Annotated in this window: 14 protein-coding genes and 2 pseudogenes; 8 read left to right on the top strand and 8 right to left on the bottom strand. The window is 67.5% G+C overall.

The window, feature by feature from the left end; genetic code table 11:
- Positions 1-326 precede the first annotated feature (326 nt).
- Complete coding sequence (locus LXN57_RS44370; protein ID WP_251804334.1) at positions 327-890, bottom strand: winged helix-turn-helix domain-containing protein; 564 nt, start codon at positions 888-890, stop codon at positions 327-329.
- A gap of 158 nt (positions 891-1,048) precedes the next feature.
- Here LXN57_RS44370 and LXN57_RS44365 point away from each other — a divergent pair, with 158 nt between their 5' ends.
- From LXN57_RS44365 to LXN57_RS44350, 4 genes and pseudogenes are all read left to right on the top strand, one after another.
- Positions 1,049-1,372 carry a hypothetical protein gene (locus LXN57_RS44365; protein WP_251804333.1) on the top strand — a complete coding sequence of 108 codons (324 nt, stop codon included), beginning with the start codon at positions 1,049-1,051 and terminating at the stop codon, positions 1,370-1,372.
- A gap of 137 nt (positions 1,373-1,509) precedes the next feature.
- Complete coding sequence (locus tag LXN57_RS44360) at positions 1,510-1,848, top strand: Imm32 family immunity protein (protein ID WP_251804332.1); 339 nt, start codon at positions 1,510-1,512, stop codon at positions 1,846-1,848.
- Between the two features lie 241 nt (positions 1,849-2,089).
- Positions 2,090-2,254 (top strand): annotated as a pseudogene (locus LXN57_RS44355) (transposase); the annotation flags it as partial.
- A 135-nt stretch (positions 2,255-2,389) separates the two neighbouring features.
- Positions 2,390-2,827: pseudogene (locus tag LXN57_RS44350) on the top strand (helix-turn-helix domain-containing protein); the annotation flags it as partial.
- A gap of 349 nt (positions 2,828-3,176) precedes the next feature.
- Here the strand turns inward: LXN57_RS44350 and LXN57_RS44345 are convergent.
- Positions 3,177-9,167 carry a LamG-like jellyroll fold domain-containing protein gene (locus LXN57_RS44345; protein ID WP_251804331.1) on the bottom strand — a complete coding sequence of 1,997 codons (5,991 nt, stop codon included), beginning with the start codon at positions 9,165-9,167 and terminating at the stop codon, positions 3,177-3,179.
- A gap of 194 nt (positions 9,168-9,361) precedes the next feature.
- Between LXN57_RS44345 and LXN57_RS44340 the strand changes: the two genes are divergently transcribed.
- The gene (locus tag LXN57_RS44340) at positions 9,362-9,667 is read left to right on the top strand and encodes an MmyB family transcriptional regulator (protein ID WP_251804330.1); all 306 of its coding nucleotides are present in this window, start codon (positions 9,362-9,364) and stop codon (positions 9,665-9,667) included.
- Positions 9,668-9,705: 38 nt separating this feature from the next.
- Here LXN57_RS44340 and LXN57_RS44335 read toward each other — a convergent pair whose 3' ends face one another.
- The 4 genes from LXN57_RS44335 to LXN57_RS44320 form a co-directional block, all read right to left on the bottom strand.
- Positions 9,706-10,035 carry a hypothetical protein gene (locus LXN57_RS44335; RefSeq protein ID WP_251804329.1) on the bottom strand — a complete coding sequence of 110 codons (330 nt, stop codon included), beginning with the start codon at positions 10,033-10,035 and terminating at the stop codon, positions 9,706-9,708.
- 6 nt (positions 10,036-10,041) lie between these two features.
- Positions 10,042-11,748 carry a hypothetical protein gene (locus LXN57_RS44330; RefSeq protein WP_251804328.1) on the bottom strand — a complete coding sequence of 569 codons (1,707 nt, stop codon included), beginning with the start codon at positions 11,746-11,748 and terminating at the stop codon, positions 10,042-10,044.
- Between the two features lie 30 nt (positions 11,749-11,778).
- The gene (locus tag LXN57_RS44325; protein ID WP_251804327.1) at positions 11,779-12,183 is read right to left on the bottom strand and encodes a hypothetical protein; all 405 of its coding nucleotides are present in this window, start codon (positions 12,181-12,183) and stop codon (positions 11,779-11,781) included.
- Positions 12,184-12,483: 300 nt separating this feature from the next.
- Complete coding sequence (locus tag LXN57_RS44320; RefSeq protein WP_251804326.1) at positions 12,484-13,089, bottom strand: hypothetical protein; 606 nt, start codon at positions 13,087-13,089, stop codon at positions 12,484-12,486.
- Between LXN57_RS44320 and LXN57_RS48725 the strand changes: the two genes are divergently transcribed.
- A complete protein-coding gene (locus LXN57_RS48725) occupies positions 13,069-13,209 on the top strand; it encodes a VapC50 family PIN domain-containing toxin (RefSeq protein ID WP_507185058.1) in 141 nt (46 codons plus the stop codon). The genes LXN57_RS44320 and LXN57_RS48725 overlap by 21 nt on opposite strands.
- 297 nt (positions 13,210-13,506) lie before the next feature.
- Here the strand turns inward: LXN57_RS48725 and LXN57_RS44315 are convergent, their stop codons facing one another.
- Both LXN57_RS44315 and LXN57_RS44310 read right to left on the bottom strand, forming a co-directional pair.
- Positions 13,507-16,017: a hypothetical protein gene (locus LXN57_RS44315; RefSeq protein ID WP_251804325.1), complete on the bottom strand. Its 2,511-nt coding sequence runs from the start codon at positions 16,015-16,017 to the stop codon at positions 13,507-13,509.
- Positions 16,014-16,685 (bottom strand): ABC transporter ATP-binding protein, encoded by a 672-nt coding sequence (locus tag LXN57_RS44310; RefSeq protein ID WP_251804324.1) that lies wholly within the window; start codon positions 16,683-16,685, stop codon positions 16,014-16,016. Before LXN57_RS44310 ends, LXN57_RS44315 begins: the two co-directional genes overlap by 4 nt.
- Positions 16,686-16,798: 113 nt before the next feature.
- On the opposite strand from LXN57_RS44310, the gene LXN57_RS44305 reads away from it, so the two are divergent.
- Together LXN57_RS44305 and LXN57_RS44300 are read left to right on the top strand one after the other, a co-directional pair.
- On the top strand, positions 16,799-18,100 hold the full coding sequence (locus LXN57_RS44305; protein WP_251804323.1) for an IS256 family transposase: 1,302 nt from the start codon (positions 16,799-16,801) through the stop codon (positions 18,098-18,100).
- Between the two features lie 576 nt (positions 18,101-18,676).
- Entirely contained in the window at positions 18,677-20,140 is a 1,464-nt protein-coding gene (locus LXN57_RS44300; protein ID WP_251804322.1) for an AAA family ATPase, read from the top strand.
- Positions 20,141-20,457 lie beyond the last annotated feature (317 nt).

Genomic DNA, 20,457 nt, shown 5'->3' with positions numbered 1-20,457 from the left:
CTTAGATGTCCGATTCTGGAGGCATCGTCCCGCATAGCGCGAATCGTGAGTCTTTTGCCAGTAGGCGCGTTGATGGCGTCGGTTACGCGATGCGACGTCGATCGTGTGTTGCGGTCGTCGACGGAGGCGCAACCATCCTCGGGACGCTGGGATCATCTGATGTCGGCATAGACAGCGGCTCGGTGTTGGTCGGCGTGCGCGTGGGGCCGTAGGCCATAGCGCGTGCGCGCGGCCCGGCTTCGGCCGGGCCGCTTCTTGATCCTGTATAGCTTTTCTTAGCCAGTCGGCCGTTGCGGGCGTCCCTGATGGCGCTCTGGCTCCTGCGGCTACTTGGCCGGCTTGCGGGCGCGGCGCGGCTTCGCCGGCTCGGGCACTGCTGGTGCGGCGTCGACGGGGTCGATGCCGGCGTTGGCCTTGTACTTCGCGATGTCCTCGGCGAGGTCTTGGTGTGCCGTGTTGAGGTCGGCGAGTTCCTGAGCGGCGACGTTCATGCCGTGGACGTCTTTGGCCATCATGGCGTCGACGACGCGGCCGGCGATCTCGTTCTGTTTCAGCAGGAACTGGGCCACGCGCCGGTTGAGGTCCGGGTCGTCGGCCATGGTGGCGGTACCGCTGCGCGCCGGGTCGGGTTGTCCGTCGGTGCCGATGCGCTGGGTGGCGAGTGGGTGGACGAAGGTGCCTTTGCCGACGACGGCGTAGGTGAGTCCGAGGTTTTGCAGCTCGCGCAGCGCGCGTTGGGCGGTCATCGACGCGACTCCGTAACTCTCGGCCATCTTTCGCGCGGTGGGCAGCGCGTCCCCGCAGTGCAGGGCGCCGGTGCGGATCTGGTCGACGATGTCGTCGACGACTCGCTGAAACAGGGAGCGTTTGTCGTCGGCAGGGTGCGTCATGGCCTGATCGTAACCATCTTGTCCTGGTTGGGCTACACGTGCATCCCAAGATTCTTCACCATAAGCTCTTGACTTGATCACGATTGTCACGTGAAGCTTAGGCAACTTAGGAACCATGCCGTTGGGGTGTGGTTCCGCCGAGTCAAGGAGTTTCAACCATGTTGGTGCTGCCGATCGATGGCAGTCGGGCGATGCTGGTGTTGGCGACGCCCGTACCGCAGTACAAGGACAGGTCCGCCGGGATTGTGGCGACGGACCGGGTCACTGGTGCCCCGTTGGTGGAGGTGCCGGTGGCGCTCACCGTGGATGGTGGGCAACCGCAGGTGTTGCGGATCTCGCTGCCCGAGCCGGGTGTGCCCAAGGGCCTGGCGGTGGGGCAGGTGGTCCGCGCGTCGGAGTTGGTGTTCGTGTCGGGGGAGAAGAACGGCCGGACGTGGCAGATCTTTAGGGCCGCGTCGTTGACGGCGGTGAAGCCCGGATGACCACTGTTCCCGATCCCCGTCTGACCATGCTGGTCCCCCAGACGCGAGGGCGGGCCGGACCGGCAACCGTCCCGACGCGCCAGGCCGATAGGAGAAGAGTGCACGTTCACCGACAAGACGCCACCCGGGAAACGGAATTGAGCGGCACCATCGCAGAGTTGGAGGTGCTGGCAAGGCTGTTGACCCTCGGCGGGGGTTCCGTGACCCTCGACCGTTCGGCAGACCCCTCGCCGTATGACCGATCCCTGTCACGGATTGACATCGTCGGCGGGTCCGGCCCGATCGTCGCACGGTGCCTTCCGGAATCGGATGTTCTATGGATCCAGGGCGGACGCGCTCAACTCGGGCTGCTGGCCGAGATCTTGCGGGACTTCGCGGTGGCAGGTGACGTCACGAGCCACTTGCACATCGAGTATTTCCCCGGCCACGACTACCTGGACGAATCCGCAGACCCACTGGTCGTTGCGCTCAGGTAGCCGGCAGGCTCGAGGTCTGAGGACCAGATGAGTCCGACCTGGCGACTCACCGACTCCGGGATCGAGACAACGTTGCTGACCGCACAGCGTCAGATCTTACGGCTGAACGCGGGCCCGATCCTGATGGGTCTTCTATTGATACCGGAAGGTTTTTTCGCCGGATTCGGAAACGATTCCGAAGCGGGTGTAGACAGCGGCGCCGCGTTTGATGCGGCTGTCGCGCAGTTGATGCTGAAGCGGAACGGCTGCGATCGCGTTAACCGCTTGGTCACACCACGGCCGAGTCCGCAGCGAAGCCGCTTTCGCCGCGCTCGCCGGCGTCAGCCCCATCCCGGCCAGTTCTGGACGAACCAGCCGCCACCGACTCAATCGCGGCGGCGACCGGACCCTCATCGCCGCCATCCACACCCATCGCCAGATCCCGCCAGCGATGCCATTGTCGGTGTGCGGTCCCAGGACATGCTTGACGGTTCGTTATCGGGACATGCTTGACGGTCATGCCTGACGGTTGATCTTCTACTCGGCGTCCATTTCGGTTAGCTCAGATCGGTCGAGGCGTCCGCGGAACAGTCCGAGCCGATTGCTGCCGGCGGTTGAGTCGTTGATCTGCGAGCTGCGTCAGCAGCATCCGCGGTGGGGCGCGCGGCGCATCGTCTACGAGATCGCCACCCAGCAGCTGCTCGAGGCGGTGCCGGCCCGGGCGACGGTGCACCGGGTGCTGGTGCGCAACGGGCTGGTCGCCGCGGAGGAGCAGCAACACCCGCGTAAATACCGGCGCTGGCAGCGCGAGGCGCCGATGCACCTATGGCAGCTCGATCTGGTCGGCGGGATTCCGCTTGCGGACGACCGGGAATGCAAGATGGTCACCGGAATCGATGACCACTCCCGGTTCGTCGCGGTCGTCGCGGTCCCGTCCGGCCGGGCGGTTTGCACCGCCTTCACCGCGGCCATGCACCGATACGGCGTGCCGTTCGAGGTGCAACCGGCGATGCTGATGGCGTCGGGTTCCCGAGGTGGCGCGCGAGTACATCGAGCAAGTGACGTTCGCGACGGCAGATGACACCGTAGCGATGTTGCGGGAGGTCACGACTCGGAGACGCCGTACGGCGCGTTCGAAGCATGCACCCCCCTTCGCGTGTGAGCCGGGGCACCCGTCTTTCCGAATGCCGGACTTCTGTACCGACCCTGTTCATCGGTGACGAAGTGAGGTCCGTGCTCGGTGAGGCCGGCGTGGTCGGGCCGGAGCACCGGCCCATCCTCGTGGTCGACTGACCGCTGTTCGGTAAGCATCTGGTGGTGGCCGGGGTGCCGGCCACCACCAGATCGGGTTACGGTTCCTGGCTCAGTTCGGTGATCAGTTCGGGTGCGGCCACGCCCTGGTAGGCGCGGACGCTGTCGACGTCACCGGGGAACCAGCCGGAAGGCTGGCCCGCGGAGCGGGTGCGGCCGGCCACGAAGGTACCGGTCGCGTTCCACGGGGTGGCCGTGAGCGGCGCGGTCGCCGCCTCGGCGCCGTTGATGTAGAGCCTCAGCACGTTCGCCCCAGCGTCGTACACGCCGGCCAGGTGGGTCCAGACGCCGGCCTCGACCCCGGCCGGGCCGTTGACCCTGGTGGCTGCCGGGGTCGCCGTGTCGGTGTCGTTGATGGCGAAGCTCCAGCACGTGCAGGATTGCGCGTACTGGAGCCTGAAACGGCCCGCCTGCGTGCCGTCCTGGCCGACCACGGTGTAGTCGCCGCCCGCAGTTGTCAGCCGGGCCCACGCCGCCACCGTGAAGGACTGGTCGGTTCGTAGTAATGCCGGGGAGGTGACCTCGCCGTCGGTGCCGTTCAGGTTGGCGCTCACCATGTTCCAGTCGCTGCGGCCGGGGGCCGAGATGACTCCGGCCGACATGGTGCCGTTGTGGCCCAGGCCGGTGCTGTCCACGGCCACCCCGGGGGTGGACTCGTCCTCGAACTCCCAGTCGACCAGCGGCACCGCGTCGGCCGCCTCGTCGATCTCGTCGGGGTTGACCGGTCGGGCCCACACCTTGAGGTCGGCGATGTCGCCCTGGAAGAACGTGCTGCCGCTGCGGCCGATCCAGGTCGCCCCGTCCGCGTCGTTGAACGGCTTGACCTCCTCGACGGACGTCTCGGCGACCCCGTTCACGTACAGCGTCAGGGAGTTGAGCTCCGAGTCGTAGACGGCGGCCAGGTGTGTCCAGACGTCCTCCTGGGCCGGTTCGACCGACAGGGCGTCGTTCCAGACGACCGTGTCTCCCGCGGGGGCGGACGGGATCTGGGCCAGCCAGCGGTCGGTCGATTTCTGGTAGAACAGCACGAGCGGCGCGTAGCCGGCCGCGTTGCGGGTGAACACCGCGCGGTCGGCCGACTTGTCGGTGAGCCGTACCCAGGCCGAGACCGAGAAACTCTTCGTGGTGTTCGGCTTCAGGTCGGTCTGGCCGTAGCTGCTGGTGCCGTTGAACGTGCCCGCGACCTGCCCCACCATGCGGCCGGAGCCCCAGTTCACCTGGTTCAGCCAGGCGTCGTGGGTCTCCCGGTCGGGACCAGTGCCGTAGCCGACATCCTTGGCGTTGTCGCCGGTCCCGTCGTCGAGTCGCCACACCGCGATCGCCGCCGCGCTGGGGTCGGTGCCGCCGGTCTGCGAGTCGTCGGCCCGGTCACCGAACGGCGAATCGTCTAGGTATTGCTGCGCCAGAGCCTGGTAGTACAGGTCGTTCGGTGCCGAGTCGGTCAGATAGTCGGCCAGCACGGTGTCCGAGGTCGCCGAGCTCTCGGTGGAAACCGCGGACGCGAAGTCGATCGCCTCGTCCGCGTAGCCGCTCAGGACCGTGCTGTCGTCGGTGCCCAGGATGAAGGCGTTGACGGCTTCCCGCGCGGCTTCCTGGGCTGCGGTGTGGGTCGCTGTGAACGGCGGCAATGTCGCCACGTACACCTTCGGCGCGCCCACCTTGGCCGGCAGCACCACCGTGTCGTCGGCCCGGTACTCCTGCACCTGAGTGGCCAGTGCGACCAGCTTGTCCTGCACCTGGGTGGCGCAGGCGTCGGCGGTGCCGGTGCAGGCGAGCAGGTCGCCCGTCCCGGTGGAGATCAGCACCGTACGCAGGTCGGTCTGGCTCAGAATCTGCCGATCCACCTGCCCGCCCGCGTTCCCGGCGATGCGATCGGCCGCTGCCGGTAGCGGAGCTCGTCCGGTTCCCTGGTTGAGTACGCCGAACGGAACCACGCGGTCGCCGTCGGGCGCCGCGGCCAGCGCTGTCGCCAGGCGGCTGTCGAGCTGGCTGGCCCCGTCGGCGGTGGCGGTGTCCGCGTTGACCGTCTGGTCCCCGAAGAGCACGAGCGCCCCGGCCGGCTTGGTGGCCGAGGTGGTGACGTCGACGCCGGAGACGAACGGCAGGCCGGCGATGGTGGACTTGGTGAAGCCCGTCGCGGCCTGTTCCTTGGTGTGGTCGGCGCCGTCGGTGGCGCTCGTGTAGATCGGCGTGCGGCCGTCGCGGTGCCCGGCCAGAGCCGTGAGGGTTCCCTGGACCTTGAGGCTGACCAGGACCGTGGTCAGTTCCGGCACGGTCAGGGCAACCGGGTCGCTGACGACGTCGGCCCCGGCCGGCACGGTGACGCTCGACGCGCCGCCGAAGGTCAGCGCCACCGGGGTGGCCGCCGCGGCCGCACCACCCGCGCTGTCCTGAATCGCGAACGAAGCCGCCCCGAACGTGACCGGTGTTTTGCCGGTGGCGTTGGACAGGTGGACCCGTACCTTGTGGGCGTCGCCGCCGGTGGCCAGGGTCAGCCGGACCGGGATGCGGACGGTCTGCCCGTTGAGGCCGGCCGCCGTGCCGGCGGTGGTGAGCACGGCCGCGGTGTCGGGGGCGGTCGACCAGCTGCCGGCCCAGTGCGCTGAGCCGGTGATCGAGGTCGGGCGGATGCCCAGACCGAAGAAGTGCAGGGTGGCTGCTCCGGCCTGGGCCACGGTCGACACCACGGGCAGCGTGATGCTCTCCACGACGGCGCCGGGGCATTGCAACGGAACGCTGACGGCGAAGACGCCGACCGGCGCGGTCACCTGCGTGGCGTTGCTCTTGTTGTAGCGCGGGAACCCGAGCACGGCATCGCCGGCCGGGATCCTGGTCCAGTCGGCGGTCGAGTCCAGCGTGTAGGCCTGGCTCTTGATGCCGCAGCTCTCCTGCGCGTACGTGATGGTGCCGGTCGCTCCAAGCACGGGCCCGTGGGTGGCGAAGCCGGCGAAGACCACCGCGTTGCCCGTGTTGACAACGCCGCTCGTCGGCACAGTGACGATCTGGCCGGAAGCGAGCATATTGTCGTTCGCCCCGGCGCCATACGCCGCCGGAAGCTTGATGGCGGCTCCGTTGACGGTGACCGTGCTGCCCGGGTTCCAACCGGCCGCCTTGAGGTCGGCGGCCTCGAAGCTGGCCCCCGCGCCGTCGGCGTCGGCGGTCGTGACGGCGGGCTTGGTCCCGGCCGTGAAGGTGCTGACCGCGGTGTTGTTGAGGCAAGCCGTCGTGTTGTTGATCGGGCAGGTCAACGTCGGCGCCAGCCGCACCAGATCGATGCCCGACTGGTAGCCGGCCGAATCCGTGTGCTTGCCCGTCATGGTGAACGTGATGGTGTGCATGCCCTGGGCGAGCGATATCGCCTTGCCCGAGCTGTCCTTCAGAACACCGAAATTGACGAACCGGGTCTCGCCCGTGGTGGCGTAGGTGTCGTAGCCGGTCAGTAGGGTCTTGGCGGTCGACTTGCCCTTGTCGAAGACGAGGTCGTAGACGCCGTTGGCAGTGCCGGTCGTCAGATGGACGCCGACTTCCCACAACCCGGTTGCGGGCACGTTGAACGAGTACGTCACCGTGTCGTTCTTCGCCACCTTGGCCGTGCCGTTGTTGGCCAGCACCGCCTGGAAGCCGTCGCCGTAGTAGGCACCGGCCGGCGCGGCCTGGGTTACGACCTTGCCGGTGGTGGTGGCCGAGGCCGGCGGGACCGTCGTGGTCGTACCGTCGGTGTTGGTTGCGGTGCCGCCGTTGACCAGCTTGGTCGCGGTGGCGTAGGTCGGCGTGCTGCGGCCGGCGTAGAAGACGTACGCGGTCTGCGGTGAGGTCGAGCCGGCCTGGTCGACCGCCTTGACGGTCAGCTTGTGCGCGCCCGACGTGCCGGGCGTGAACTGTGGGCCGGCGGCGCCGTTGAGGACGGCGGTGCCGGTGCCGGCCGCGTTGTCCGCGCTCGCGTAGTAGATCTTGCCTGGAACCGGGGTGGTGATGCTGGTCGACCAGGTGATCCGCTGGTTGGCCGGCAGCGCCTTGTAGGTGACGTTGGTCAGGTCACCGTCGAGCGAGAACAAGTAGCCGGTGATGTTGTCCTTGTGGCCGCCGGTCTTGTCCGGGGTGATCTGGAAGGTGCCCTTGTCGGAGAACGCGCCGCCCAGTTGCTTGGACGGGAACTGCGTGGACTTCACCTTGGGCGCCCACGGCGCGACCGTGTCGATGGTCAGGTTCTGCCAGGCGGTCCACTTCTTGCCCCACAGCTTGGACTGGTTCTGTGGCATGGCGCGCCACCGGTAGTCACCGTCCTGCAACCGGGGAATCGTCCAGGACTGGCCGTACTGGCTGTAGCCGGTGTTCTTGCTGACGATCAGCTGGCTGCCGCGGTAGAACTCGTACCGCATCAGGACGTTCTCCTGGCTGCCGTTGTGCACCCCGTTGGTGCCCTTGGCGGTCAGCGTCGGCGTGCTCGTCGTGGTGAGGTAACGGCCCATGTCGTAGATCGAGGGGTTGACCGTCGGCAGGCCGGTGTTCTTGTACAGGTACGGGCGGTAGCTGTACTCGATCGAGAGGCGGGCGCCACCTCCGTAGCCGAGCTGCTTCCAATGGTATTTGTCGTTCATGTTCGCCGCTTCGACCAGGAAGGTCGCCCGGGGCGCCCCGCTCAGAGCATTCGGTTTGATGTAGCTGAGCACGTTGAACTCGAACGAGGCCGGCGTGACCCGGACGTCCTTGGTGCCGCAGTCGGTCTCGCGGCCGTTCAACGTCGACAGGATTCCGGTCTTCTTCTTGGGTTCGTGCCCCCAGGAGAGCCCAGCGGCGTTCCACGAGCTCGGTGAGGCCGTCCCGTACACCACCGCGGCGGTGTTGTAGCAGGACGCGGCCCACCGTTGCACGACGTACAGCGTGGCCTTCGAGACCTCAGCCCCGGCGACCCCGGACATATCCATCTGGTAGTACGTCCGGGCGCGCTCACCGGCGCCGCCGTCCCAGTCGTCGAGGCCGATGCGCGCGCTGACGGCGCCGGTCTTCGCCGTGGAGTTGTAGACGTTCCACCCGTTGCTGGAGATGCGGGCCCAGTTCTGCTGGCTCTTCCTCCCGGTCCAGGCGGGGTCGATGAAGACCGGGAACTTCGTCGTCTTCGCGGTCAGCAGGGCCCGGTCGGGGGTCAGCGTCTGCTTGCCGCCGCCGACGGCGAGTTTCACCTGGGCGCGACGGCCCCCGAGCTTGCCGGGACCGGGTCGCTCGTCCCGGAGGAGGCCGGAGCGCCCGGTCTCCTTCTTGGTGGTGGCCGCCGCGTCCTCGGCCGGGCTGCTGTCCCACATCAGGGCGGTGTTCGTGTGGAAGACGGTCTCGCCGGTTCGCGTGTCGGCGGCCTCCGCGCCGCCGTCGCGCGTTCCGGAGATCTTGACGCCGGTGCCGGAGAGTCCGAAATCGATCTTCCGGAGGGCCGGGTTGGTCGCGGCTTTCGCGTTCTTCACCACCAGCATCGACGAGTAGCCGCTGGCGTCCGCCGTGACCTGCAGATCCACGTCGGGCAGGACGTTCGCGTAGGTCGCCGTGTCACCCGAGATGATCGGGGCGGGCAGCTTGCTCGGCCAGCTGAAGCGCAGCGAGGAGCGGCCGTCCTTGAGCGCGACGAGGGCGGTGCTGCCCCCGGCGCCGAAGGACACGTCGGTGGTCGCCGCCTTCGGCGCGTAACTACCGTCGGCCTGCTTGACTAGCGTGGTGTCGATAGGCACCCACTCGCCGTCGCGCCGTACGCGTTCCGGGCTTGACGAGTATGTGGTGGTGAGCTTGCCGTCGGGCGCGGCTGACGTCGTCGACGACTCGCTGGTCAACGACGGGACGGGGGCGGATTCCCCGGTTCGGCGGGCCCGCGCGACGGCGGCGGCCACGGAGTCGGAATCCTCGGCGGTGGCGGGGGACGGGTTGGGAGCTGCGGGGGTTTGCGCCTGGGCTGTCCCGGGCACCCCCATCGCGCCGACGGTGAGCAGCGCTGCGACTGTCGAGGTCACCGACAGTCGGCGCCGCAGCGACGAGCGTGACGACATGGAGCGTGACTACCCTTCTCTGGGGATGCACGATCTTGGTCGTGCCCCGCCATTGTGGACGGGTAGCCGTCAATTCATCGACCCTGACCACTCTGTGTCGGCTGAATGTGACGCGTCCGGCATCGATTTACTGACATGCGCAAGATTTGACTGCACGGCGCCGAGTGGTGATAAGCGGGGTGTTGCGGGCTCAGATGTTCGCCTCGGGACTGCGCAAGATCGCCACGTTGCGCGGGCCGAACTCGCGTGCCGCCCAGATCAAGCAGCTCCTGCTCGACACGAACGAGGAGTTCCGGCGGGTGTGGAACGGGCACGAGGTCGGCGTCCGCTACCACGAGACCAAGTGGTTCGTGCACCGCGAACTGGGCGACCTCGACCTGACCTGCCAGGTCATGGTCGACCCCGAACAGGGGCACTCGATCCTGGTCTACACGGCCATCCCCGGAACGGAGAGCTACGAGAAGCTGCAACTGCTGAACGTCATCGCCGCTCCGGTCTAGGTCCCGAGCACCGACCCGGTCGTGTTGGCTCCGCGCGGCTAGTCCTCGTCGCGACGCCACTCGCTCGAGCCAGGCTCGTCCACGTCCGACTCGAGCGAGGCGTCGGACATGATGGTGTCGCCGTCCACCTCGTACGTCGTCTCGTCAGCATCCGGCTCGTCGTCGGGAGCATCGTCCATCGTCGTCACCTCTCGTCGGGTCAGGCCCTGCTTGATCGCATAGCTTGCCGCCTGGATGCCGCCCCCGCTCAATATCGCCGAACGCGTTGCCGATGTGTGTCCCGCCCGCGGCCCGGCTACGAAGAGGGCGGCCGCGATCTCACCGTTGGTGCGTCCCCAGGTGATCTGGCCCAGCACCTCGGCGTTCATCAATGTCTATTTCCGAGCCGGGCAGACCACGAGTTCCTTCGGGGCCGGGATGCGCGCGGGCAGGGAACAGTCGAACCGGTCGTTCAGTACCGTGCGGACCTCGGCGCTCGACTTCGTCTGGGAGAACCACTTGGGCTGCCACACGAGATACTGCGCCTGCTGGTCATCGGTAAGGCAACGGAAGTTGTCGGCATAACTTCGGGTCGAGCGCACCGGCCGTACGTAGGTGCCGCGTTGCAGCCATTGGGGTGAGGGATAGCGGCACTGTGTCGGGTTGCCGAGCAGGTAGTTGATCGAGCCGAAGGACAGGTAGATCACGGGAGTGTCGGGTCCGATGCGCTCACGGAGTGCGGTGTAGCCGGTGCCGTCCGGGCGCTCGTTGCCGAGGGCGTAGTTGTAGCCGCTGAAGGCCAGTGGGGCATGCGGGAGAACGGCCAGCACCGTCGCCGCCACCAAAGCGAGAGCACCGGCGGCGGTCGGGGCCGGGCGGGCCGCCCGCCCATGGTTCCGCCACGTCACGATGGCCGTGACGACAGCCAACGCGGCGAAGGTGAGAGTTACCGCTGTGACGTTGTCGTGCCGCCATTCCGGCGGGCGGCGGAGCAGGACGAAGCTGGCTGCCGCGACCACCACCGTGCTCACCAGCAGTGGTGTCCGGGCCGCCGGGCCGAGCGCGAACGCGGCGGCCCACACGCCGGCCGCGAGCACAGGTACGGCGGCGAAGTGGTACATGAAGAACTCGCCCTGACCGTATGCGGAGGCCAGGACCAGGCCTGCCGCCACCACCGCGATCGCCGTGGCGATCCACCGCGGACGGCCCGGTGCGACCCGGCGGACGAGTGCCGCCGCAGCGGCCGGGGCGACGGCCACGATGGGACTCAGCAGGGTGACGTCGCCCAGGCCGACGAGCAGCCGGTGAATGTCGTGCCAGCGGATGCCGTGGTGGATCGGCGAGTTCGCGACCAGGTTGGCCTGGTCGGCCAGCCAGAGGGTCTCCCAGGGCAGAAAGTGCTTGGTCGCGGCGTACCAGATCACGGTCAGGCCGAGCATCGCGGCCCCGGCCCAGGCGGCCCGGCGGCGGTCGAGTACGCCTACCAGCAGCAGCGCCAGCACGGCGAGGGGAAAGGTGGCCAGCTTCACGGCGATGGCCAGGAACGCGGCGAAGCCACCGAGAACTGCGCCGAGCCAGAGTCGGCGCGGAGCGAGCGCGGCCCCGACGGCGAGTACGGCGAGCAGAGCGGCGACCCAGTCCGGCTCGAGGAAGTGCCAAGGCGGCGACACGATCAGGGCCAGGCCGGTGGCCGCGGCCACCAGGGCACCCGCCCGCGCGTTCAGGCTGCGCCGCAGGCCGAGGAACAAAACGACGGCGACCCCGGCGACCAGCAGATCGCCGCCGAGGTGGGTGATCAGGTGAGCCGTGGAAAGGGACGCGCCGTCGGGTACCAGCGCGCCGAGCAGGGCCATCAGCAACCGGTAGGCGACCGGGCGGGCGATGAAGACGTCCCACACGCTCACCCCGCCCCGGCCGGCCGTTTCGATGCCGCCCAACGCGTACGTTACGTCGTTGTTGAGGGCGGGCCACAGGCTCATGCCGACAGCGACGATTGCGGCCAGGGCGGCGGCGATCAGGCCGGACAGCCGCAGCCGGGAGCGGCTCGGGCCGGACCCCGGACGAGTAGTTACGTGATCAAGAACGTGAATCTGGGTAGTCATCGATCGCGCATTATGTCACCCGCGTCGATGTCATTGGGATCGGCGTTGGAGACCGCAGACCGGCCGATCTGGACGAACCCGTTCTGCCTGCCCTATGTGCGTGCCCAGAACAACTCGTAACTCCGTCAGGCAACCGTCATGCGGTTGCGGGCGAGCCTGAGGGGAGTGTGGCGTGGACGTGGAGAAGGTCTTGCCGCTGTCCGGCGACATCTGCGCGGTCAGCTTGCTCAGCTTCGGATCGGTGCCGCGCTTGGCGTCCGGGTCGACAGTGGTGCGAAGCAGCTTGATCGCGACCTTGGTCTTGGTGCCCGGCTTGGCCTTGTTGGTCAGGCTGAGGCCGGCCGGCGACAGGTGCACCGAATAGACGCCGGGCAGGGTGCTGGCGTTCGGCTTGGTCTTGAACCGGTAGGTCACCCGGCTGGTCGTCGAGAGCATCCCCGACGGGAAGGTGATCTCCGGGTACCACCGGGTGGCGGTGTTGGTGAGCGTGTACCAGCCGGCCTTTCTTCACGGTGTAGTACATGTAGGTCGACTCGGGTTCCCAGCCCTTGTCCTGCTTCATGGCCACGGCCTTGCCGCCGAAGTACAGGGCGGCCGAGGCCTTGTCGCCGCCCTCGACCGAACCGGCGCCGGGGAAGGCCGGGTCGGCGAACATGTCGTTGAGCCCGAACTGTACGACGCCCCGGATGGTGACCGGCAGGTGCGAGCTGGGCCCCTAGGCCGAGTTGAAGAAGCTCAGGTTGTCCGACTTGCCGGCGCTGACCTTCCGCTTCGCGAAGTAGCTGCCGATGTTCCAGTTCTCGTTGTTCTTCGTGATCGCCGACGAGCTGACCCGGAAGCTACGTCGGGGGTCCGATGCAGAACCGCGTAGCTGTCGGTGGTACCGGAGTTGTCGCTCCACGTGCCGAGCGCGGTGAAGCCGAGGTGCTTCGAGGAGCTCGGGACGACGTACAGCTTTGGGGCGGTGAAGTTGGACGCTTCGATCTCTTCGCTCGCGCTGTTCCGGGCGCAGATGCGCATGGTGAGCGAGTACTGGCGACCCGCAGAAACGGGACTGAGCCCGAGCCCGAGGGGCTTGCCGTGCCGGGCGTCGATCGTCAGCTTGGACGACCCCGACACCTTCACGGTCTTCCCGGCCAGCGTGATCGTGCCGTTGGTGGTCACGAGGTCAGCACGGCGTACGTCCCCTTGGCCAACTTTCTTGGCCGTGCCCGACCGCATCACGATGGTCGAGCTGGTCGCCACGTCAACGAGCCGGAGCCCCGCACTGACCCCGACGATTTCCTCCTCGACCAACTCGATCTCTACCCAGGCTTGACCATGGATGTGTTCGGTCAGCAAGCCGCGTCCTACCGACGAGTGCCGAACACCGTGCCGGAGGTCCTCGTCCTTCTGCAACGCACCGGCGTACTTAGATTCGCGGCTGAAGTGCGACGCCATCTTGGTCCCCCGGCCCGGTAGCGCAGCCCTCCGAGGTGGCTGAGGGTGGGTCTGGATCAGGCTATTGGGCTGGTCGAATACCCCTTGAAATGGCCAAACGTCCGGGCAGTGGGTCGCCGGTGACGATGATCGGGTGGTTCGCATGGTGCAACGTCCGGCCCACCACGAGCATGCAAAACCCCCGCCAACCTGCGCGAGCGCAAGTCGTCGGGGGCACCCGGCAACGCATCGTGATTCTTACTCGGTCTCGCCGAAGACCAGTTGATCTTGGTCGCCGCGACCCTGGTGCGGCCACCGACCGCGAACTGCCGACCGCCCTCATGTCGTATACGCGGTACGGTCACGGGCGCGTAGCCGCCGGGCGGTCAGGAGCGTCATCGCGAGGGTGGCGGCGTAGAATGCGCCGGTTACCAGGGCCAGCCAATCCCACGGGATGCTGAGCACGTATCCCGGTAGCCGCCAGGCGGCAACGATCACCGGTGGGATGGCGATCAGGGCCGCTAGCAGCGTGCTGAGGGCGACGGTCACCGCCTGTTGGTAGATCAGGACATGGCGGGCCCATGCGGTGGGCACGCCGACCGCGATGAGGGTGCCGAGGTAGGCCCGCAGCGCGCTGACCTGCCCGCGGGCCACGGCCATTGCCACCAGCAGGATCAGGGCGAACAGTCCGATGGCCGAGGCGTAGAGGGCAACCGGCGGCACCGGGGGCGGTGGGGCTTCGTCCAGCAGGACATCGCGTGTATTCAGACCGGCGGCCAGCGCGGCTTGGCGGGCGGCGGTCGCCTCTTCGTCGGATACGCCGGTGAAGAACACTGCACCGGTCGACAACGGCAGTTTCAGCCGCTGCACGGTGGTAGTCAGCATGATGCCGTATGCGCCGCGGTTCCAATCGGCTTTGGCCAACCGGAGCTGTCGGGCGGGCAGTGGCGGCGTTTCGCGTGCGTTCGACGGACTCGTGCCGGAGACGAGAACGTATTCGTCGGGTGCCGGGTCGTCCCAGCTGAGGATTCCGCCGGCCTGCAAGGTGCCCGTCTGCTCGCCGGTGAGCGGTCGGCCCGCGAGCGCGGCGACCTCTTGCGGGGTGTCGACGGCCAGGAAATAACCGACATCTGTTCCTCGGGGCACCACGAAGCCGGCCTTCTCCGAGTAGACGGATCTCAACTGGACCTGCGTACGGCCGGGAAGTGCGGTGCGGACGGTGTTCACCAGTGCGGGCAGGGGCGGCTGGAGAAACCCGCCACTGCCGCTCACTGCGACCTGGCCGGGACCGGTGTCGGGCACGTTGCTGGCATCAACCGAGACGATCATCGTGTGCAACAGGGTGAGGAAACCCAGTGGCCCGCCCAGCGCAGTGGCGAGCACGGCTACGGCGATAACGGCGCGTCGGTGGTCTCCGGTGAGCTGGCGGCCGGCGAGGCGCGACCGCGGGCCACGCTCGGGCAACCGCCGCAACACATATCGGACGATGTCCGGTGTGACGAGCAGTACGGCTACGCCGACCATGGCCGCGAACACCATGGCCTTGCGGGGCACGTTCATGCCGGGAACCTGCAGGGCAGCCGCCACGACCATCAGGGTGGCTGCGGCAAGACGGATTGCGTGCATTCGGGATTTCGCGGCCGGCGTGATGCGGCGAGCGGCGGCGGGCTTGGCGGGGCGCCGACGCTGCCGCAGACCGGTGCCCATCAGGAGAAGGGACGCCGCCATGCAGCCCGCCAGCGTCAGGGCGACCAGCCGCAGGATCGGTTCGCCTAGGCCGCCCAGAGGAGGTAGGGGTGCATCGATGAAACGGGCCAAGACGAGACGGGCTGCGGCGCCCAGACCCACTCCCGCGGCCGCGCCGGCGAGTGTTGCTGCCAGCGTCCACGCGGCGCTGGACACGGCCACACTGGCAACCGCGACTCGAGGCGGCACACCCACGGAGCGCAGGATGCGGGTGCTGCGGCGGAGTCGTCGGTCGTTGAGACCGAAAACCAGCAGGACAGCCAATACCGGCAACACCCAAGAAGGTGCCTGATAGGCGGCCGGGGCGCGCCCCACCCAGGTCTGCCGTCGTTGTTGATCCGCTTTCGCAGCTTCCACAGTCCGGAGAGCGGGGGCCAACTCCCTGACGGCCGCCTTCTCCGTCGTGCGGTAATAGCGAGCCGCGACCCGGCTTACCGCCGCGATGACCGGCTCTGCGGGAGCCGCACCCCAGTAGAGGTTGGGGGAGGCCTGCACCGAGGCGAACGCTGTTGCGATGTCCTTGTCCAGACCGGCCCAAGTGCCCGGCGCCGCCAGCACAGCGGGATTGCCGTAGTAGCGGTCGGCGGCGACACCGACAACGCGGAAACGAGCTCGGCCCGACAACGTGGACACCTCTGCGCCCGGGACGATGCGCAAAGTTTCGGCATTGGTCACCACGACCTCGCCGGGACGGGTGGGCCACCGCCCGCCGGTCAGCACGAACCTGCGGGGAAACGGATCCGCCGCCCAAACCGTTTCCCGGTAGGTCAGGCGGGTGTTGGTACCGGTGTGCCGTAAGTCCAGCGACAGCAACTCCGCTGCCAGGTCGGCTGCGCCGGCCGCACGCCCCGCCGCGACGACGTCTCGGACGAGCTGGTCGTCTCCAGGGCGTATGCCTCCGAGATTGCCGACAGACAGACTATGGCCAAACCGTCCGAGATCCCGCTCGACGACCTGGTCGCCGCTAGGGCTGAACGCCGCCAGCGTGATGACCATCGTGATCAGGAACGCGGACGACACAAACGCGATCAGCGCGAACTGCGCCTGCGCGCGGTCCCGCAGAAAACGGCGACCCAGCACCAGCACCAGGCGAACATGAATCACGGCATGGTCCGCTCCGCCGAGCCGCACGCAACCAGGCCGCCATCGACCATCTCGTATGCGGTGTCAGCGAATTCCCTGCACATGACGTCGTGCGAACAGACCACAGCGAGGACTCCTTGGTCGCACAGCGACCTGATCAATCGGAACAACTCCCGGGAATTCTTGGAATCGAGAGCGCCGGTTGGTTCGTCCGCGAGAAGGACCCGGCGGTCACCGATCACGGCTCGGGCCAAACCGACGCGTTGCCGTTGCCCACCGGACAACTGCCGGGGCAACCGGCGGTCCAGGCCCGCCAGGCCGACCCGGGACAACTCCTCACCCGCTCGTTGCAGAGCTTGCCGGCTGTCCGTCCCCAGCACTTCCAGCGGCAATGCGACGTTCTCGGCTGCGGTGAACTCCTCGATCAAGTTGTGGTCCTGGAACACCACACCGACGGTTTCCAGTCGCATCCGGGCCCGCTCGGTCTCGCTCAGCGTGTCAACCCTGGCGCCGGCGACAGTGATCTCACCATGGTCGGCGCCGTCCAGACCCGCGAGCAGGTTCAGCAACGTCGACTTGCCTGAACCACTTGCCCCGGAAATGCACACGAATTCACCAGGACGGGCCGTCAGGGAAACATCCCTGACGGCCCAAACCGTTTCCGCGTGCGACAAGTACGACCGACTCACATTCGCAATACTCAGCACGACGCAGCTTTCCCTCAACGATCTCGATCGAAGTCTTCCCTGAGCCTGGGACTGTAAAAAGAACGGTGTAACTCCTGATCAAGGAGACGCATCTGATGACCATGACGACGGACGCCGTGGATACTGCCGCGGTGGCGAAGAAGAAGCAGGAGCCTGGCCTGCCGGCCGGGGTGAACGGCGAGTTGATCGGTCAGCTCGTTGAGCAGGCCCGGTCCTCGGGCCTGCAGCTGACCGGTGAGGGTGGTCTGCTGCAGCAGCTGACCAAGCGGGTGATCGAGGCTGCAATGGACGGCGAGATCACCGACCACCTCGGCTATGAGAAGCATGATTTCGCTGGTAAGGACGGCGGGAACTCCCGCAACGGGTCGAGGGCGAAGACGGTGCTGACCGACGTCGGCCCGGTCGAGATCGTCGTGCCGCGGGACCGGGACGGCTCGTTCGAGCCGCAGATCGTCAAGAACCGACAGCGCCGGCTGACCGGGGTCGAGGACATGGTCCTGTCGCTGTCAGCTAAAGGCCTGACCACCGGTGAGATCAGCGCTCACCTGGCCGAAGTCTATGGCGCCGACGTGTCGCGGCAGACGATCTCCACGATCACCGACAAGGTCATGGACGGCATGGCCGAGTGGCAGAACCGGCCCCTGGACCGCGTCTACCCGGTCGTGTTCCTGGACGCGATCAACGTGAAGATCCGCGATGGAAAGGTCGCCAACCGGCCGATCTACGTCGCCCTGGCGGTCACCGCCGAAGGCACTCGCGACATCCTCGGGCTGTGGGCCGGCGACGGCGGTGAGGGCGCGAAGTTCTGGTTCCAGGTGTGCACCGAGCTTAAGAATCGCGGCGTCGAGGACGTGCTGATGGCCGTCTGCGACGGCCTGACCGGGCTGCCCGATGCCATCAACACCGTCTGGCCCAAGACGGTGGTCCAGACGTGTGTGGTGCACCTTTTGCGCAACTCGTTCAAGTACGCGTCCCGCCAGCACTGGGACGCGATCGCCAAAGCACTGAAACCGGTCTACACCGCACCGACCGAGGCCACCGCCGAGCAGCGGTTCCTCGAGTTCGCCGAGACCTGGGGCGACAAATACCCGGCGATCGTCCGGCTCTGGGAGAACGCCTGGGCCGAGTTCGTGCCATTCCTGGCCTTCGACGCCGAGATCCGCAAGGTCGTCTGCTCGACGAACGCGATCGAGAGCGTGAACGCCCGGATCCGCCGGGCCGTGCGGGCCCGCGGACACTTCCCGAACGAGCAGGCCGCACTGAAATGCGTCTACCTCGCCGTGATGGCCCTGGACCCGACCGGCACCGGCCGCCGCCGCTGGATCACCCGCTGGAAACCCGCCCTCAACGCCTTCGACCTCGCCTTCGAAGGACGCCTCACCGCAGGCCGTAACTGACCTTCAGCAAGATCGAGTTACACCGTTTTCTTGACACTCCCCTCGGACGAGCGCTGGGTCAGGCAACGCACGACGCGGCTCGGCGTGCCCGGCGGTGAATACAGGCGCCCCTCGCCGAAGCCCGCGGTAGCCGAGTGCTGGGCCGGTACGTTCAACGCTGGGAGCCTCCGACCGGTGGTGGGAGCGCCCTGGCGGGGCGGCCCGTCGACGCCGCGATCTTCGTGAACCCCCTGACACGTGTCCAGCGGACCGTCTTGGGCGACATCCTCGGCTGCCTCGTACTCAGCGTCGACGACCTCGCCCTCCAGCAGGACCCGGTGGCAGCGAGCGCCGAAGGATAGGCCAGCGAACCCAACGCTATCGACGAACGCCAGCGGGTTGTGCTCGCTGCGGTGGCCTCGGAGAACGCCGCAGCGACCGCCGTCTGGAGATCTATCCGCGTGACCGCCGAGGCCGGGTCGAGCTGATTTGGAACCGTGACCTTTGCACTGCCCCGGCACGGACAAGTGGCCCGATCCAGCCGCATCAAGCTCATGTAAGTATAGTTATAGTAACTACGCTTACATGGGGAGGGTCGTGGAAAAGCCGAGCGAGATCTTCGACCGGGACGACGAGTGGAACGAGTTGGTCCGCTTCGCTCGCCTGCCGCAGGGCGGGGCGACCCTGGGTGTCGTTTCCGGTCGTCGGCGTCAGGGCAAGACGTTCCTGCTCGACGCATTGGTCCAGGCGGCTGGCGGGTTCGTGTTCACCGCCACCGAGTCGTCCGAGGCCGATGCGCTGCGGCAGTACGGGCAGGCGCTCGGCGACCACCTCGGTGAGGCGACACCGCTGCGGTTCGTCAACTGGGACGAAGCGATCACGAGGACGATGTCGATGGCCTCGCGCGGACCGATGCCGGTGGTGATCGATGAGTTTCCGTTCCTGGCCCGCGCCAGCCCAGCGCTGCCCTCGATCATTCAGCGTGCGCTCGATCCGGCCGGACAGCGCTCGAACACGCAGGTACGGCTGCTGTTGTGTGGTTCGGCGTTGTCGTTGATGGGTGGGTTGTTGTCCGGGGCCGCGCCGCTGCGGGGACGAGCCGGTCTGGAATTGGTGGTCCGGACGCTGGACTACCGGGCAGCCGCCCGGTTCTGGTACATCGACGACCCACGCACCGCCCTGCTCGTCAACGCGATCGTCGGCGGCACGCCTGCGTATCGGCACGAGTTCACCCAGGACGATTCTCCGGCCGGGCCGGGGGACTTCGACGACTGGGTCGTCCGTGCCGTGCTGAACCCGGCCCGCCCGTTGTTCCGGGAGGCCCGCTATCTGCTCGCGGAGGAACCCGACATCCGCGATCCCGCCCTGTATCACTCGGTCCTGGCCGCGATCGCCGATGGCCGTACCCGCCGCGGCGAGATCGCCACCTTCCTGGGCCGGCAACCGTCCGACCTGGCCCATGCGTTGGGGGTGCTGGAGGATGCGGGACTGGTCGTGCGCGAGGAGGACGCGTTCAAGAGCAACAGGGGCGTCTACCGGGCTGCTGAGCCGCTCCTGACCTTCTACCACGCCGTTATGCGCCCAGCGTGGGGTGACCTCGAACGAACCGGTCGCGCCCGGCAGGTCTGGCCCCGCCTGCAGCGCACCTTCCTGAGTAAGGTCGTCGGCCCGCATTTCGAGACGATCTGCCGGAACTGGGCCCGATGGGAGGCCGACCCGGACCTGCTCGGCGGCTATCCGACCAGGGTCGCGGCCGGCATCGTCAACGACCCCGCCGCCCGAACCCAGCACGAAGTGGACGTGGCCGTCTTCGGCCGCGACGACCAGGACCGCGAGGACCTTCTCGCGATCGGCGAGGCCAAGTGGAACGAGACCGTCGGAACAGGCCACCTGCAGCGGCTGGCCCACATCCGCACCCTGCTCAACGGCCGGAACGACATCCGCGCGGACCGGTGCCAGCTGTTGCTGTTCAGCGGCGGAGGCTTCACCGACGACCTTCTCGCGATGGCTGCTGCCGATCCCGGCATCCAACTCATCGACCTTGCCCGCCTGTACACGTGAACTGATTCCTTACCTGCTCGGCGAACCGAGCGCCGAGTCTTCCGCCGCGTGCCGACCTCGGCTAGGACTGGAGCGTTCGTCGCACTATTGGTACGAACGCTCCGTGTTGAGATCCACTGCGCCGCCGGACGCAGCGGACGAGCGTGAGGTGAACCAATCCGTCCAACGGGGTGCGTACGGCTGACCCGCTGGCTCCGTCGGGTTCCTACCCCGTCGGAGAACTCGCTCATAGGTCCAGCGTAGTGGGCCTTCCCGCACACCCCGGCCGTAACCGGGCCCGTCCCTTAGTGGACAGGCTTCGATATGGTCGCGGATCG

Source organism: Paractinoplanes hotanensis (assembly GCF_023717965.1).
GTDB lineage: Bacteria > Actinomycetota > Actinomycetes > Mycobacteriales > Micromonosporaceae > Actinoplanes > Actinoplanes polyasparticus.
Note: the sequence above shows the minus strand (reverse complement) of the source record. Positions and strands in the feature narration are given on the sequence as shown.

What these genes read in the sequence shown, in the direction of transcription:
- LXN57_RS44370 (WP_251804334.1), bottom strand. Translation starts at nt 890, where the DNA reads ATGACGCACCCTGCCGACGACAAACGCTCCCTGTTTCAGCGAGTCGTC.
- LXN57_RS44365 (WP_251804333.1), top strand. Translation starts at nt 1,049, where the DNA reads ATGTTGGTGCTGCCGATCGATGGCAGTCGGGCGATGCTGGTGTTGGCG.
- LXN57_RS44345 (WP_251804331.1), bottom strand. Translation starts at nt 9,167, where the DNA reads ATGTCGTCACGCTCGTCGCTGCGGCGCCGACTGTCGGTGACCTCGACA.
- LXN57_RS44340 (WP_251804330.1), top strand. Translation starts at nt 9,362, where the DNA reads ATGTTCGCCTCGGGACTGCGCAAGATCGCCACGTTGCGCGGGCCGAAC.
- LXN57_RS44335 (WP_251804329.1), bottom strand. Translation starts at nt 10,035, where the DNA reads ATGAACGCCGAGGTGCTGGGCCAGATCACCTGGGGACGCACCAACGGT.
- LXN57_RS44330 (WP_251804328.1), bottom strand. Translation starts at nt 11,748, where the DNA reads ATGACTACCCAGATTCACGTTCTTGATCACGTAACTACTCGTCCGGGG.
- LXN57_RS44325 (WP_251804327.1), bottom strand. Translation starts at nt 12,183, where the DNA reads ATGCTCTCGACGACCAGCCGGGTGACCTACCGGTTCAAGACCAAGCCG.
- LXN57_RS48725 (WP_507185058.1), top strand. Translation starts at nt 13,069, where the DNA reads ATGGATGTGTTCGGTCAGCAAGCCGCGTCCTACCGACGAGTGCCGAAC.
- LXN57_RS44305 (WP_251804323.1), top strand. Translation starts at nt 16,799, where the DNA reads ATGACCATGACGACGGACGCCGTGGATACTGCCGCGGTGGCGAAGAAG.